Below are 13,249 nucleotides of genomic sequence, written 5' to 3' on the forward strand. Positions count from 1 at the left end.
GGGCGGCCAAGGGCAGGTGCATCCTCATTTTCTATCTATCCAGCTTCTCCAAAAAGGAAGTTTCTTTCTATAAGGAGTAGTGACACGTGCCCAAATCTCCTTCCTTCAACAGATGGCATACAAGATCTTTGAAAGCGAATTAAGGAATACGAGGAAGCCCTGGCCCTTAGACCTAAAGAGAGAGAAAGAAAAGAAGGCTGGGTGGGCGTTTTTTATAATAGGTGGGTGGGAAAAGCAAAAAGCCTTCCCTGTTTTAATGGAAAGGCTATCAAAAGTAGAGTAACCAGCAACTGGTCATAAAAGGCATCACTTGCCACCTGCCCGGCATTCTTAGTCAAGGCTAAGGAGTGTAAAGCCGGATGTTGAAGAGAAAAAAAACTGAAGATTTCCGGTGCCTGTTAAGATCAGGTGGAGACTGGCACAGAGAAGGTAAAGGTGCTTCCGGCCCCGGTTTCGCTTAAGATTACTAACTCACCCCCGTGCCGTTCCACAAACTCTTTGGAGAGGTTCAGCCCAATGCCAGAACCTTTTTCGCCTTTGGTGCCATAGGTGGTAACATGCTCCAGATTGCCTTGCTGTAATTCTTTTAGCTGGTCTGGGTTAATCCCTACCCCCTGGTCTGAGATGGAGATATAGACCCGGCCGGCGTCTTCTTTCGCCGTAAGAGAGATGGTACCCCCTTCATTTGAGTATTTGATAGCATTAGAGGCCAGGTTCCGGAGAATGGTCTGCAGCATGTCTTCATCTGCCTGTATCATTATTTTATCTGACACGTCGCACACTACCTTAATTGCTTTGGAGTCTAGATAAGGCTGGAGAATGAACTGAAGTTTATATAATTCATCTAGCAGGTTTAGCGTGACCGGCTCATAGGTAACTGCCTCAAATTGAGCCTTGGACCACTCCAGTAAGTTAGAAAGGAGCTGGAGCGTTTTCCCTGAGTTGTTTTTCACCTTCTCTACCTCGTCAATAAATTTCCCCCAGGACAGGTTTTCTACGTTTTTCAACAGAAGACTTAGGGTGGAATTGGTAATAAAGACGGAATTGATCAAGTCATGCGCAATCAAGGACAACAGTTTGTCTTTAAATTGACCATGCTTAAGCAGTTGCTCATTTAAATGGCGGATTTCTTCCTGCCTTTTTTTCTCATCTGTGATATCAATCACAATCTCCAGTAGGGCGGGCAGCTGAGAGTCTGAGAACGGGAAAGGCATCTTATTGGTAAGAAAGTATTTTTTGCTCCCGTCAGGAAGAATTAGGTGTTCCTCACAGGTCATCATTTTGGAAGGAAACAATTCATTGGGGCATTGGTCATTGGTCACCACCTCATATACCCAACCCTCTGGCAAGGGGGGCTCCTTCTTGCCCAATAGGTCTTCTACTTTTTTGGAGAAAAATTCGGCGGCCGCCACGTTGGCCAGGATAACGGTTTGCTCTGTGTCTTTGGCGAAAATCCTGTGCGGAACCAAGTCTATTGCCTGGCGTAACCGTCTCTTGGAAATGTTCAGGTTGATCTGCGATTTAACCCGGACCAGCAGTTCAGTGGCTTTAAACGGTTTGTTGATGTAATCGGCGGCGCCCGCCTCAAAGGCTTTGTCTATCGCCTCCTCATTGGCCTTATCTATCAAAAAAATGATGGGGACAGATTTAGTGCGGGTATCTTCCCTCAACTGCCGGGCCAGGTCATAGGCAGACAACGCATGGGTAGGAATTTCCATGAGGATCACGTCAGGTAGCCGCTCCTTGCAGTGTTCCAGTACCTGCTGGGCGTCATCTTTTACCAATAGCCGGTAGAAAGGGCTAAGAATAGAAGAGATAAACCGAACACTCTTTTGGTCATTATCTACCACCAGAACGGTATAACCCGTTTTCACCTGTTGGGTTTGTGCATCACTTTTCATAACGAAAGTGTTTAGCCAGCTTACGTAAACGCTTAAGTAGGCTGAATCTTCTTAATAGCGGTATCAACTTTTATAAGATACCGGGCCCGCCTGATCTGCCTCTCTCTCTTTTTCCTACAACTTAGCGAGTGACTTACAACCCGGTTATGGGCAAAGCTGTGTTGGGGCGGGTCTGGGGAAAGGATTAATTTAAAACTATCTCTATTTTTAAACAGGAAGCATGGGGAATACTTCTTTCAATGATTTATTTGTCAACCAGTAACTAATCAACTACCACAACCAGGTACAGCCCTCCTACTTTCAGAGAACAACAAATGGTTTCTTTTTAAGTACAGGAAGCTTAAATGTCATTTTTATTTTAACATAAACTTCAATTTATAATCAATATAATACCATAACCAATAGAAGAAGAAGAAGGTTTAATCCCGAAGCATTCTTTAACAATTCAAAAGTGGAGTTTATATCTTTTGCCTACAGCCAGGCATATCCTTTTTGCCCTGGCAGGTTATGCGCCGCGCGGCTTCAATCAGGAGCCTGTAAGCCAAGACTTAAATTAAATCAAGGGTTTATCTGATACGGGTATCTCTCTTGCTTACAGAAAAAGCAAAGAAGGGGAGCGCTTAAAAAGGATGGGGCCCAGACAAAGGCGTTGATTTCTGGGAGTACCCAGGCTTTAAAAAGCTATACTTTGTTATGCCGGTGGTGCAGGATGTTTTCTACCACGTTCAGGAGGTCCTGCTCAGAAAAGGGTTTGGTCAGGTAATCGGCGGCCCCCATTTCCAGGCCATAGCTCTTGTTTTCCTTGGTGGACTTGGCAGAGAGGAATACAATAGGGATGTCTGAAGTCTCTGGCAGTTTTTTTAAGGTCTCCAGCACACAGAACCCGTCAGACTCAGGCATCATGATGTCACAGATAATAAGATCGGGGAGGTTTTTAATGGCAGACGCAATCCCTTTTTTCCCGTCCTCCGCCGTTAATACTTCATATTGAGCAAACGAAAGCATTTGGGCAGCATTCTCCCTTATAAATTCGTTGTCTTCTATCAGAAGTATTTTTTCCATAAGTCAAGCAGAAACAACCTCCCATAATTCATCCTTAACAATAAGCCAAAAGAGTAATTACTTTGAAAGAATAAATAACCCCCACGCGTATTCTACCTACTTCTTTTTACTGGTCCAATGCTATAAGGTTATTGCCAAAAGCTAATTCCAAGGGCTGATTTCTCTATTTTTAAGAGCTTTGCCTGGATAACCGGCTTTTCAGAAACTCTCCTCGACTACTCTCTGACAATCAACCGATTAAACCACATCCCATTTCTTATAGCTCACATTATTTATCTCCTGCCCCTATAGAATTTGGGGAAAGGATTTTTGCAGGCAGTTGTCTGTGACCAAGGGGAGAAAACGTGGTTAAGAAAGAAGCCAGAAGAGAAAACAGGGCAATAAAAAAGCCCCAAATCGCTTTACCAGCAATTTGGGGCTTTTATCAAGCAGAGAGGGAGGGATTCGAACCCCCGGACCCGCAAAGGTCAACGGTTTTCAAGACCGCCGCAATCGACCACTCTGCCACCTCTCTAAATGTGACACAAAAGTAATGCATGCAGGTGAACCAGTCAAGTAGCACCCCTCGGTTTTTTCTCAATTCCCATCATTTTTTTGCCCCTCCAAGCACTTTCCCCCTGATAATCATGGCGCTACCCTTTTGCCCGAACAGAAAATAATTTAGAATTTGTATGCATCTCGCTCCTTCTTCCCTCTTCCCTGCTAGGCAAATTGGCATTTTGAGGGGGTTTTCAGGAAAACAGGCTCAAAACGGCGGCGGCGTTAGCGGTCTTTCTCCAGGCGTTTGGTGAGGGCGTCTACACTGATATTGATCTCAAAGCCCAGAATCAGGATCATGCACACAAAGTCCAGCCAGACCATTAAGCCTATGAGCGCCCCAATAGAGCCGTAGAACTTGTTATAAGAGTCAAACTTGCCAATGTAGAGCGAGAACAGCCAGGACACCAGAAAAATGAGAAACGTAGCCACCACCGAACCCGCCGAGACGAAGGGCCATTTGTCATGCACCGCCGGCACATAATAATAGATCATAGACGTGGCCAGAAAGAAAAGCAAGGCCACGGCTACGTACTTGACAGACACAATAAGCCCATAGGTAAACGACTCGGTCACAATCTCATAGAAGACCAGCGCATCCAGAATATAAGTCCCGAAGAAGATGGCGCCAATAGCCAGAAACAGGATGAGCGCCAGCGCGATGGTAAGGGCAGTGGCAATGAGCCGTTTACGAAGATACGTGCGCCGCCTGAAGGTTTTGTACTTCTTGTCAAAGGCATCCATGAGGCTCATAATGCCATTGGTAGACAAGACCAGCGCGAACAGAAAACCGAAGGAAAGCAGCCCGCCCCGGGGCTTGTTCACAATGTCTTCAATGGTCTCTGCGCCGGCGTTGTAAATTTCCGGCGGCATCACGTCTTCCAGCAACGTAAGAATGTCACGGTCCAGGTGCCCTACCGGTATGTAGGGAATGAGCGTGAACAGGAAGATAATGGTAGGGAAAATGGCCAGCGTGAAGTTGAAGGCCATGTAAGAGGCCCGCTTGGTGAGCGAGTCATGGTGCAGCTCATCTACCACCACCTTGAGCACATGGTACACAGACACCTTCCCCTCCACAAAGCGCACGCGCTTGAGAAAGACAATAAACTTGCGGTATTGCCTGGATTGGGTAACGTGCTCGGTTATGGTCATACGGTAAAGTGAGGGTCTAACTTGGCATGAATCTCAGCGGGCACCGCCGTGGGCCGGCCGCTTTTCATGTCTACAAACACCATCATGGTTTCGCCTATAGTCAACAACTCCTGGCCCTCATTATACACCTCGTACTCAAACTTTATACGGGCGCCCCGGGGTTTTTCACGCAAGAGAAGCTTTACTTTGAGCAGGTCATCATACCGAGCAGGCTTAATATACTTGCACTTCAGCTCCAGCACGGGCATCATCACGCCTTCGGCCTCCATCTCTTTGTAATGGATGTCCAGCTGCCGGAACGTCTCGGTACGGGCTACCTCAAAGTAAGCCGCGTAATTGCCGTAATAGACGTAGCCCATCTGGTCGGTCTCGGCGTAGCGTACGCGTATCTGCACTTCAGATTCAAACACTGCTCTTTCTTTAAAAACTAAAATAAGGCCGTTTTCTGAAAAACGGCCCCAAAACGCTTTGCTTAGCGCATGATCTTGCGCTGGTTCATGGCCGCATGGAAACGGGCGGCATTGCGCCGGTGCTCCGCCTCGGTCACCGCAAAGGCGTGGTAACCAGAGAAATCTTCCTTGGCGCAGAAATAAAGGTACTCGTTTTCCTCGGCGTTCAATACCGCGTTCAAAGACGTGATGGATGGCAGGTTGATAGGGCCGGGCGGCAGGCCTTTGTATTTATAGGTATTGTAAGGCGAGTCTATTCTCAGGTGCTCGTTCAGGACCCTTCTAATGCCAAAGTCGCCGGTGGCGAAGACCACCGTAGGGTCGGCCTGCAGCAGCATTCCTTTTTTCAGGCGGTTCAGGTACACCCCGGCAATACGCGGTCGCTCATCGGCGTGCACGCTCTGCTCGGCCTGCACAATAGAGGCCAGAATAGACACCTGGGTGGGCGTTAGGTTATGGGCCTTGGCTTTGGCCTTGCGCTCAGGGGTCCAGAAGTTGTCATACTCCTTTTTCATGCGCTCCATCATCTCCGGGGCCGGCGTGGTCCAGTAGATCTCGTAGGTGTTGGGGATGAACATGGTGAGGATTGTGGTGGTGTCAAAACCCAGCTTGCGGGTAAACGAGGGGCTGTTGAGCAAGGAGTCAATCTCCTTTGGGGAGGAATCAATGAACGTGCTCAGCTTGTGGGCCAGGTCTTTTTTAAGGCGCACGTTGGTGTAGGTGAGCTTGACCGGGTCCTGATCGCCGGAGCGGAGCTTGGCAATGAGTTTATAGTTGGTCATGCCGTCTTTGAGCTCGTACCGGCCGGGCTTCACCAGTTCTGGGTAGTCCATGAGCTTGGCCATAAACCTGAGGGACAGGCGATCAATTACCACATTTTTGGCGTCAATGGAGTCCATGGCCTGCTCATAGGTGGCCCCTTTGGGGATAAGCACATACACCGGCTCGCCTTTGTTCTCTACGTTGGCGGTATACACAATCTGGTACGCGTAGTAGGAAAAGCACACAAACAGGAACATCAGCAACACCAAAGCGTAGGTCCACTTAGATGTTTTAATCTCCTTTCTTGGCCTTCTTGGCTGGGGAGACGATGGAATATTTTGTTCTGACATAGGTGACAAAGATACGAATTTAGTGAATGAGTGAGAGATGGGAATGATTGAATGATTGAGCGAAGGGAAAATACGTTTTAAGGCTGTTTTCCAGAAAACAGCCTCAAAACGCAAAATCATAATTGGGCGTATGCCAAGGAAGTTTCCATCAATTTAAAAATTGACCGCTTAAACTAAATAGCTTTGCATGCAGGCATTAGGTTTTTATCTCCCTATTCTCTCCTTCATTCAATCACTCAATCATTCAATAATAATGGCACAGGCAACTTTTTTACGCATTCACCCAGATAACCCGCAACCCAAGGCCATACAGCAGGCGGTAGAAATCATTAAAAAAGGCGGCCTGGTCATATACCCTACAGACACTATTTACGGCCTGGGCTGCGACCTGATGAACGGCAAGGCGGTGGAGCGCCTTTGCCAGCTCAGGGGCCTCAAGCCGGATAAGGCGCAGCTTTCCTTTATCTGCCATGATCTAACGCACATCTCAGACTACGCCAAGATCTCCAACCAAACCTACAAGGTGATGAAGAAGGCCTTGCCCGGCCCGTTCACCTTTGTGCTGGAGGCCAGCAGCAATGTGCCCAAAATTGGCGGCGCCCGCCGGAAAACCGTAGGCATCAGGATTCCGGATAACAACATTTGCCTTTCCATAGTGCGGGAACTGGGCACCCCTATTGTCTCTACCTCTATCCATGACGAGGATGAAGTCATTGAATACACCACTGACCCAGAACTGATCTATGAGAAATACCGCAACCAGGTAGATTTGGTCATAGACGCCGGCTACGGCAACAACATCGCTTCTACAGTTATCAATTGCGAGCATGATGAGTTTGAAATCCTGCGCCAGGGAGCCGGAGAAATTGAGGAATATCTTTAAGAGAGTTCTGAGTCTGGAGCTCGGAGTCCTGAGTCAGGCTTATAAATATAAAACAGAAGAGTCCGAAGCCATAACTTCGGACTCTTCTGTTTTAGGCCTGTTTTTCAGAAAACAGGCCTAAAACAACAATAAAATAAAAACTCAGGACTCAGAACAAGCGCCCACGGGGCGCTTATGTTTCCAGCGTTTATGGGACCAGAGATACTCGGAGGGGTACTTCTCAATCCAGGTTTCCAGGGCGCGGGCAAAGGCTTCGGTGACGGGGTGCCCCTCTTCTTTTACGCCGGCCACCGGGGCCGGAAGCAATTCCTGGAACACCACTTCATAATAGCCCCGACGCAGATGGCGCATGCCCACAAAAAAGGTTGGGTACTGGAAAGAGATTCTGAGCTTGTCGGCTCCCACGTAGAAGGCGGTGTCCTGGTGCAGGAACGTGGTCCAGTGCTGGATCTCGCCGTAAGGCGGCACCTGATCTGAAAGTAGGCTAAGAATACGGGGTTGCCCCCGATGCCGCAGCAGATGCCGCAAGGTGTCCTTCATCTTAACCAGCGTAATCCCGAAGCGGCTGCGCAGAAACCACATGAACGCCTCAAAGAAGGAGCTGGCCAATGGCTTGTACACGCCGTCTATGGGGAACGCAAACCGGTTATTTCCGGACGCCGACATAAATTCCCAGTTGCCCAGGTGCGCACCCAGCACCATAACCGGGGTCCCGCGCCGCAAATGTTCCTCCACCAACTCGCCGCCCCGCAGGTCTACCCTTTTCTCCAAGTCCTCAGGCGTAAGCGAAACCATTTTCAGGGTTTCCAGCATAGTATCCGTGAGGTTCAGGAAAAACTGCTTTTCAATATTCCGGAGCTCAGAAATGCCTTTCTCAGGGAAAGACCTTTCCAGGTTCTGGCGCACTACTTTCTTGCGGTAGCCCACCACGTAGTAGAGCACCCAAAACAGAAAGGTAGAGAAGCCATACAGCAACGGGAACGGCAGCAGCGAAATGCCTTTCAACAGCCACCACAACGGGTATTGGCTGGGCCGAAGGTCTGGCCGGGCCATAGAAAAGGAAGAAACGTTTTTGATGTCTTTTCAGAAAAAGAGGCTGTAAACGGCACAGCGCCTGGCAGCCTTCGGGTAAAAAATCACCTCTAAGGTAACGATAAATGCTTTCCCGGGCAAAAACCACCCGGCTTTCAGCGCACGGAAGGCCTCCCAAAGGTAAACAAAAAGCCCCGGGGCGTTCTCCCTAATCCTTGCTCTGGAGAGAGCCCACCGGGGCTTTCGCTTTCTTTTTATTGGTCGGCCTTTTTGAAAAGCGGGGCAAGAAGTTCATAGGAATGCACGCGCGCGGCATGGTCATACACGTTGGTTCCTACCATAATCTCATCTACGCCGGTCTCGTCCAGAAACTGCTGCAGCTCGGTTTGCACGGTGGTGGCACTGCCCACAAAGGAATAGCGCAGCATCTGTTGCACGGCGTACCGCTCTGAAGCATCCCAGAGGCCTTCCATGCTTTTCACGGGCGGCTGCATGGGTTTGGCCGTACCGCGCACCACGTTCAGGAAGGACTGGTACAGCGAGGTGGAAAGGTGCAGGGCTTCCTCGTCAGAATCGGCGGCGATCACGTTCACGCAGGCAATGGCATACGGCTCCTTCAACTCCCCTATCGACTGGAAGCTTTCACGGTAGGTTTTGAGGGCGGCCTGCAGCTGCGTTGGGGCAAAATGGCTGGCGAAGGCGTAGGGCAAGCCCAGAATACCGGCCAACTGTGCGCCAAAGGTACTGGAGCCCAGAATCCAGATGGGCACGTTGGAGCCTTCGCCGGGAACGGCCCGCACCCGGGCAGTAGGGTCTACCGGCCCCAGGTAATTCTTCAATTCCACCACGTTCTGCGGGAAGTCATCTACGGAACCCCGCAGGTCGCGGCGCAGAGCCATAGAGGTCAGTTGGTCGGTACCCGGCGCCCTTCCCAGCCCCAGGTCAATGCGGCCAGGGTACAAGGTCGCCAGCGTCCCGAACTGTTCCGCTACCACCAGGGGCGCATGGTTAGGCAGCATGATGCCGCCGGAACCCACCCGTATTTTGGAGGTTGCCCCTGCCACGTGCCCAATCAAGACCACCGTAGCCGAACTGGCAATGCCGGCCATGTTGTGGTGCTCGGCCATCCAGTAGCGGGTAAAGCCCCAGCCCTCTACGTTGCGGGCCAGGTCTACGGTATTCTTAAAGGAATCGGCGGCGGTTTTCCCATCCAGAATGGGCACCAGGTCTAACACCGAAACAGGTATATCTGCAAGTTTTTTAGTAGGCATAGTCATTTGCTCTTTTATCACACCCTATGTACGGGTGATCTTGTAAAAGGCAAAAGTATCGCCATTAAGTTCGGGCGTAGCCAGATTTACCCGTTACTTTAAGGATACCACCTTGTTAGTTTTTAATGATTAGTGGTTGGTTGTTCGTAACAGTGGGGTGGTGGTTTTTATGTGTTTCAGATGAAAGTTGGTTTGGGCCTGTTTTGGGGAAAACGGCCTCAAAACCCGGCAGGTCCAGATTCGTTACCTCACTATTTCCGCCCTCCAAACCAAGTCAACTAGCGCATAACTCAAAACTTTCCTTTACTTGCATCTCTTCTACAGTACCCTTTACATGCAATTCATCACTGAACTTCATTACAACCCCAGCATTCTTTACTTCCAGGAAGCCTTTGCCGCCGACGAGTTGCTGCTGGAGGCCCAGGAGCATTACCAGAAGCAGAGTTACCGCAACCGCTGCCACATTCTCACGGCGCAGGGCGTAGTACCGCTAACCGTGCCGGTGAAAAACGGGAACAGCAAGATCTTGATTACCCAGGTGGAGATTGACTATGCGCAGCGGTGGCTGGACGTGCATTGGCGCACCATCAGGAGCGCCTACGGCAGCGCGCCCTTCTTTGAGTTCTATGCAGACTATATCAAAGACGTGTATGACCGCCACCCGGCCCTGCTTTTTGACCTGAATATGGATTTATTCAAACTATTTGCTAAATTCCTAAAACTGAAGAAACCCATACACCTTACCCAGACGTATGTTAAAACCTATGAGGAACCGGTAGAAGACGGTCGCAATAGACTTCACCCTAAGAAGGAACCTGACATTTTGCGCCTAAACCCCTACCGGCAGGTTTTTGGCAAACAATTTGCACCTAATCTGAGTATACTGGACTTGTTGTTTAACCTAGGCCCAGAGGCATCTAACTACCTTCAGAACTAGCGGCTTTCTGTTGAACATTTGCCCCTCTCAGCTTGTTTACACAATAGCGAACGCCATAAGCAACAGCCAGTTGCAGCAGACGCACTAATTTTTTACTAGACTAGACTACATGGAAGCCAAATTCTCAAATAGAGTGAAAGAGGTGATCTCTCTCAGTCGCGAGGAAGCCATACGCCTGGGCCATGACTATATTGGCACAGAGCATTTGCTTCTGGGTATGATCCGCGAAGGAGAAGGCACCGCAATTGCTTTGCTTAAAAAACTGGGGGTGCCCATGGAAGAACTCAAGTACGCGCTTGAGCAGGCCACCAAGAACACCGCCAGCCCTAATACCAATATTACCGGAAGTATCCCACTTACCAAACAGACGGAAAAGGTCCTGAAAATAACATACCTGGAGGCTAAAATCTTCAAGTCAGACATCATAGGTACAGAACACCTGCTGCTGTCTATTTTGCGGGATGAGGATAATATATCATCGCAAACCTTAGCCAAATTCAACGTGAACTATGAAGCCATCCGGGATTCGTTAGACTACCATGCTAACAACCCTCTCGCCTCCTCTGATACCGATGACAACGACGATAACGACAAACTCTTCGGTTCTTCCTCTAAGGGAGGAACGGGCGCAGCCGCCAAGAAGGGTGCCGAAAAATCCCGCACCCCGGTGCTGGACAACTTCGGCCGTGATCTGACCAAATTGGCCGAGGACGGTAAACTGGACCCAATTGTGGGCCGCGAAAAAGAAATCGAGCGTGTGGCCCAGGTTCTGAGCCGCCGTAAGAAAAACAACCCAATTCTTATTGGAGAGCCCGGGGTAGGTAAAACGGCTATCGCCGAAGGCCTGGCCCTGCGCATTATCCAGAAGAAAGTATCAAGGGTGCTGTTCGGCAAACGCGTGGTAACCCTAGACCTGGCCTCTCTCGTGGCAGGTACCAAGTACCGCGGTCAGTTTGAGGAACGCATGAAAGCGGTGATGAACGAACTGGAGAAATCTCCGGACGTGATCCTGTTCATTGATGAGCTGCACACCATTGTAGGTGCCGGTGGCGCTTCTGGTTCCCTGGATGCCTCCAACATGTTCAAGCCGGCCTTAGCGCGGGGTGAGATCCAATGCATCGGGGCTACTACCCTGGATGAGTACCGTCAGTACATTGAGAAAGATGGTGCCCTGGCCCGTAGGTTCCAGATTGTGATGGTAGACCCTACCACGCCTGAGGAGACTATTGAGATCCTGCACAACATCAAAGACAAGTACCAGGACCATCACCATGTAACCTATTCAGACAAAGCCATTGAGGCCTGCGTGAAGCTGAGCGACCGCTACATGAGCGACCGTTTCCTGCCAGACAAAGCCATTGACATTCTGGATGAGGCCGGTGCCCGCGTGCACATCAACAACATTGTGGTGCCTGAAGATATTCTTAAACTGGAAGAGCAGATTGAGAACATCAAGGACGAGAAAAACCGCGTGGTGAAAAGCCAGAAGTATGAAGAGGCCGCCCAACTGCGTGATAAAGAGAAGAAACTTTTAGATCAACTTGACGCCGCTAAGAAAAGCTGGGAAGAGGAGACCAAGAAGAAGCGTTACGCTGTGAAAGAGGAAAACGTGGCCGAGGTAATCGCCATGATGACTGGCATTCCGGTGAAACGTATCGCGCAGAAAGAGAGCCTCAAGCTCCTCAACATGGGCGAGGAACTGAAAGGCAAAGTGATTGGCCAGGACAAAGCCATTACGCAGTTGGTGAAAGCCATTCAGCGTACGCGCGTTGGCCTGAAAGATCCAAAAAAACCAATTGGTTCGTTTGTGTTCCTGGGCCCTACCGGGGTTGGTAAGACAGAGTTGGCCAAAGTATTGGCGACCTACCTGTTTGACAAAGAAGACGCCCTGGTACGTATAGACATGAGTGAGTACATGGAGAAATTCAGTGTATCTCGCTTGGTAGGAGCGCCACCGGGCTATGTGGGCTATGAAGAAGGTGGTCAGCTGACGGAGAAAATCCGCCGCAAGCCTTACTCTGTAGTTCTCCTGGATGAGATTGAGAAAGCGCACCCAGACGTATACAACCTGTTGTTGCAAGTACTTGATGACGGCGTGTTAACAGATGGTCTTGGCCGCAAGGTGGACTTCAGAAACACCATCATCATCATGACCTCCAACATTGGGGCACGTGACCTGCAGGACTTCGGGGCTGGGGTTGGCTTTGCCACCAAAACCCGCCAGGACAACGTGGACGAGATCATGAAAGCTACCATTGGGGCGGCCTTGAAGAAAACGTTCTCGCCTGAGTTCCTGAACCGCTTGGATGACGTGATTGTGTTCAATAGCCTGCAGAAAGAAGATATCCATAAGATCATTGATATCTCCCTGGCCAAGTTGTTGAGCCGCGTGAAAACGCTGGGCTACACCATTGAAATCACTGACAAAGCCAAGGATTTCGTGGCTGAGAAAGGATATGACTCTAAATATGGTGCCCGTCCATTGAACCGCGCCATCACCAAGTACATGGAAGACCCAATTGCAGAGGAAATCTTAAAGGCACAACTTGCCCAGGGAGACACCATTGTGATTGACTATGAGGAGGGTCAGGACGAACTTAAGTTTTCAAACCGCAAGAATGAAAACTCAGTGCCAGACACCTCAGACGATCTTCCGGAAACCTCTTCTTCCTCTGAGGAAGAAGAGACCACGCCTTCTGATGGCAAGAAGAAAGATTAAGTAAATAGTAATATCCCAAAAAGGCTGACAGACAAACTGTCAGCCTTTTTTTTGTTTTAGGCCCGTTTTGCGGAAAACAGCCCTAAACCGGCCAAGAAAAACGCTTTTCCTGTTTACAGGGTATTTTCAAGAAAACAGGCCAAAATCACAAAGGGCCACCAGTATTGCTATTGCCTTGGCAACCAGTTGAACCG

11 protein-coding genes and 1 tRNA gene are annotated in these 13,249 nt (G+C 49.6%); 4 read left to right on the forward strand and 8 right to left on the reverse strand.

Features of this window, described 5'->3' with window-relative positions; genetic code table 11:
* The first annotated feature begins 112 nt into the window (after nucleotides 1–112).
* On the forward strand, nucleotides 113–283 hold the full coding sequence (locus TH63_RS12025) for a hypothetical protein (protein WP_156180573.1): 171 nt from the start codon (nucleotides 113–115) through the stop codon (nucleotides 281–283).
* A gap of 121 nt (nucleotides 284–404) precedes the next feature.
* On the opposite strand, the gene TH63_RS12030 is transcribed toward TH63_RS12025, so the two are convergent.
* The 6 genes from TH63_RS12030 to mltG form a co-directional block, all read right to left on the reverse strand.
* Nucleotides 405–1,901, reverse strand: a complete 1,497-nt coding sequence (locus tag TH63_RS12030; protein ID WP_048921145.1) for a hybrid sensor histidine kinase/response regulator — start codon at nucleotides 1,899–1,901, stop codon at nucleotides 405–407.
* Nucleotides 1,902–2,582: 681 nt separating this feature from the next.
* Entirely contained in the window at nucleotides 2,583–2,963 is a 381-nt protein-coding gene (locus TH63_RS12035; RefSeq protein WP_053093800.1) for a response regulator transcription factor, read from the reverse strand.
* A gap of 429 nt (nucleotides 2,964–3,392) precedes the next feature.
* Nucleotides 3,393–3,477: transfer RNA gene (locus TH63_RS12040), tRNA-Ser, on the reverse strand.
* A gap of 248 nt (nucleotides 3,478–3,725) precedes the next feature.
* On the reverse strand, nucleotides 3,726–4,652 hold the full coding sequence (locus tag TH63_RS12045) for a YihY/virulence factor BrkB family protein (protein ID WP_048921146.1): 927 nt from the start codon (nucleotides 4,650–4,652) through the stop codon (nucleotides 3,726–3,728).
* Complete coding sequence (locus tag TH63_RS12050) at nucleotides 4,649–5,062, reverse strand: acyl-CoA thioesterase (RefSeq protein WP_048921147.1); 414 nt, start codon at nucleotides 5,060–5,062, stop codon at nucleotides 4,649–4,651. Before TH63_RS12050 ends, TH63_RS12045 begins: the two co-directional genes overlap by 4 nt.
* Before the next feature lie 62 nt (nucleotides 5,063–5,124).
* Nucleotides 5,125–6,213, reverse strand: coding sequence for an endolytic transglycosylase MltG (mltG, locus tag TH63_RS12055; RefSeq protein ID WP_082161666.1), 1,089 nt, complete (start codon nucleotides 6,211–6,213; stop codon nucleotides 5,125–5,127).
* Nucleotides 6,214–6,466: 253 nt separating this feature from the next.
* Here mltG and TH63_RS12060 point away from each other — a divergent pair, with 253 nt between their 5' ends.
* Nucleotides 6,467–7,096, forward strand: a complete 630-nt coding sequence (locus tag TH63_RS12060; RefSeq protein ID WP_048921149.1) for an L-threonylcarbamoyladenylate synthase — start codon at nucleotides 6,467–6,469, stop codon at nucleotides 7,094–7,096.
* A gap of 141 nt (nucleotides 7,097–7,237) precedes the next feature.
* On the opposite strand, the gene TH63_RS12065 is transcribed toward TH63_RS12060, so the two are convergent.
* A complete protein-coding gene (locus TH63_RS12065) occupies nucleotides 7,238–8,149 on the reverse strand; it encodes a lysophospholipid acyltransferase family protein (protein WP_048921150.1) in 912 nt (303 codons plus the stop codon).
* A gap of 233 nt (nucleotides 8,150–8,382) precedes the next feature.
* Complete coding sequence (locus tag TH63_RS12070; protein ID WP_156180575.1) at nucleotides 8,383–9,399, reverse strand: LLM class flavin-dependent oxidoreductase; 1,017 nt, start codon at nucleotides 9,397–9,399, stop codon at nucleotides 8,383–8,385.
* 334 nt (nucleotides 9,400–9,733) lie between these two features.
* Here TH63_RS12070 and TH63_RS12075 point away from each other — a divergent pair, with 334 nt between their 5' ends.
* Nucleotides 9,734–10,336, forward strand: coding sequence for a WbqC family protein (locus tag TH63_RS12075; RefSeq protein WP_048921151.1), 603 nt, complete (start codon nucleotides 9,734–9,736; stop codon nucleotides 10,334–10,336).
* Nucleotides 10,337–10,445: 109 nt separating this feature from the next.
* Complete coding sequence (locus TH63_RS12080) at nucleotides 10,446–13,055, forward strand: ATP-dependent Clp protease ATP-binding subunit (protein ID WP_048921152.1); 2,610 nt, start codon at nucleotides 10,446–10,448, stop codon at nucleotides 13,053–13,055.
* Nucleotides 13,056–13,249: the final 194 nt, after the last annotated feature.

It is taken from the genome of Rufibacter radiotolerans (assembly GCF_001078055.1).
GTDB classification, from domain to species: Bacteria; Bacteroidota; Bacteroidia; order Cytophagales; family Hymenobacteraceae; genus Nibribacter; species Nibribacter radiotolerans.

Excerpts from the sequence above, each read along its gene's own strand:
- TH63_RS12025 (WP_156180573.1), top strand. The coding sequence starts at position 113 with ATGGCATACAAGATCTTTGAAAGCGAATTAAGGAATACGAGGAAGCCC.
- TH63_RS12030 (WP_048921145.1), bottom strand. The coding sequence starts at position 1,901 with ATGAAAAGTGATGCACAAACCCAACAGGTGAAAACGGGTTATACCGTT.
- TH63_RS12035 (WP_053093800.1), bottom strand. The coding sequence starts at position 2,963 with ATGGAAAAAATACTTCTGATAGAAGACAACGAATTTATAAGGGAGAAT.
- TH63_RS12045 (WP_048921146.1), bottom strand. The coding sequence starts at position 4,652 with ATGACCATAACCGAGCACGTTACCCAATCCAGGCAATACCGCAAGTTT.
- mltG (WP_082161666.1), bottom strand. The coding sequence starts at position 6,213 with ATGTCAGAACAAAATATTCCATCGTCTCCCCAGCCAAGAAGGCCAAGA.
- TH63_RS12060 (WP_048921149.1), top strand. The coding sequence starts at position 6,467 with ATGGCACAGGCAACTTTTTTACGCATTCACCCAGATAACCCGCAACCC.
- TH63_RS12065 (WP_048921150.1), bottom strand. The coding sequence starts at position 8,149 with ATGGCCCGGCCAGACCTTCGGCCCAGCCAATACCCGTTGTGGTGGCTG.
- TH63_RS12070 (WP_156180575.1), bottom strand. The coding sequence starts at position 9,399 with ATGCCTACTAAAAAACTTGCAGATATACCTGTTTCGGTGTTAGACCTG.
- TH63_RS12075 (WP_048921151.1), top strand. The coding sequence starts at position 9,734 with ATGCAATTCATCACTGAACTTCATTACAACCCCAGCATTCTTTACTTC.
- TH63_RS12080 (WP_048921152.1), top strand. The coding sequence starts at position 10,446 with ATGGAAGCCAAATTCTCAAATAGAGTGAAAGAGGTGATCTCTCTCAGT.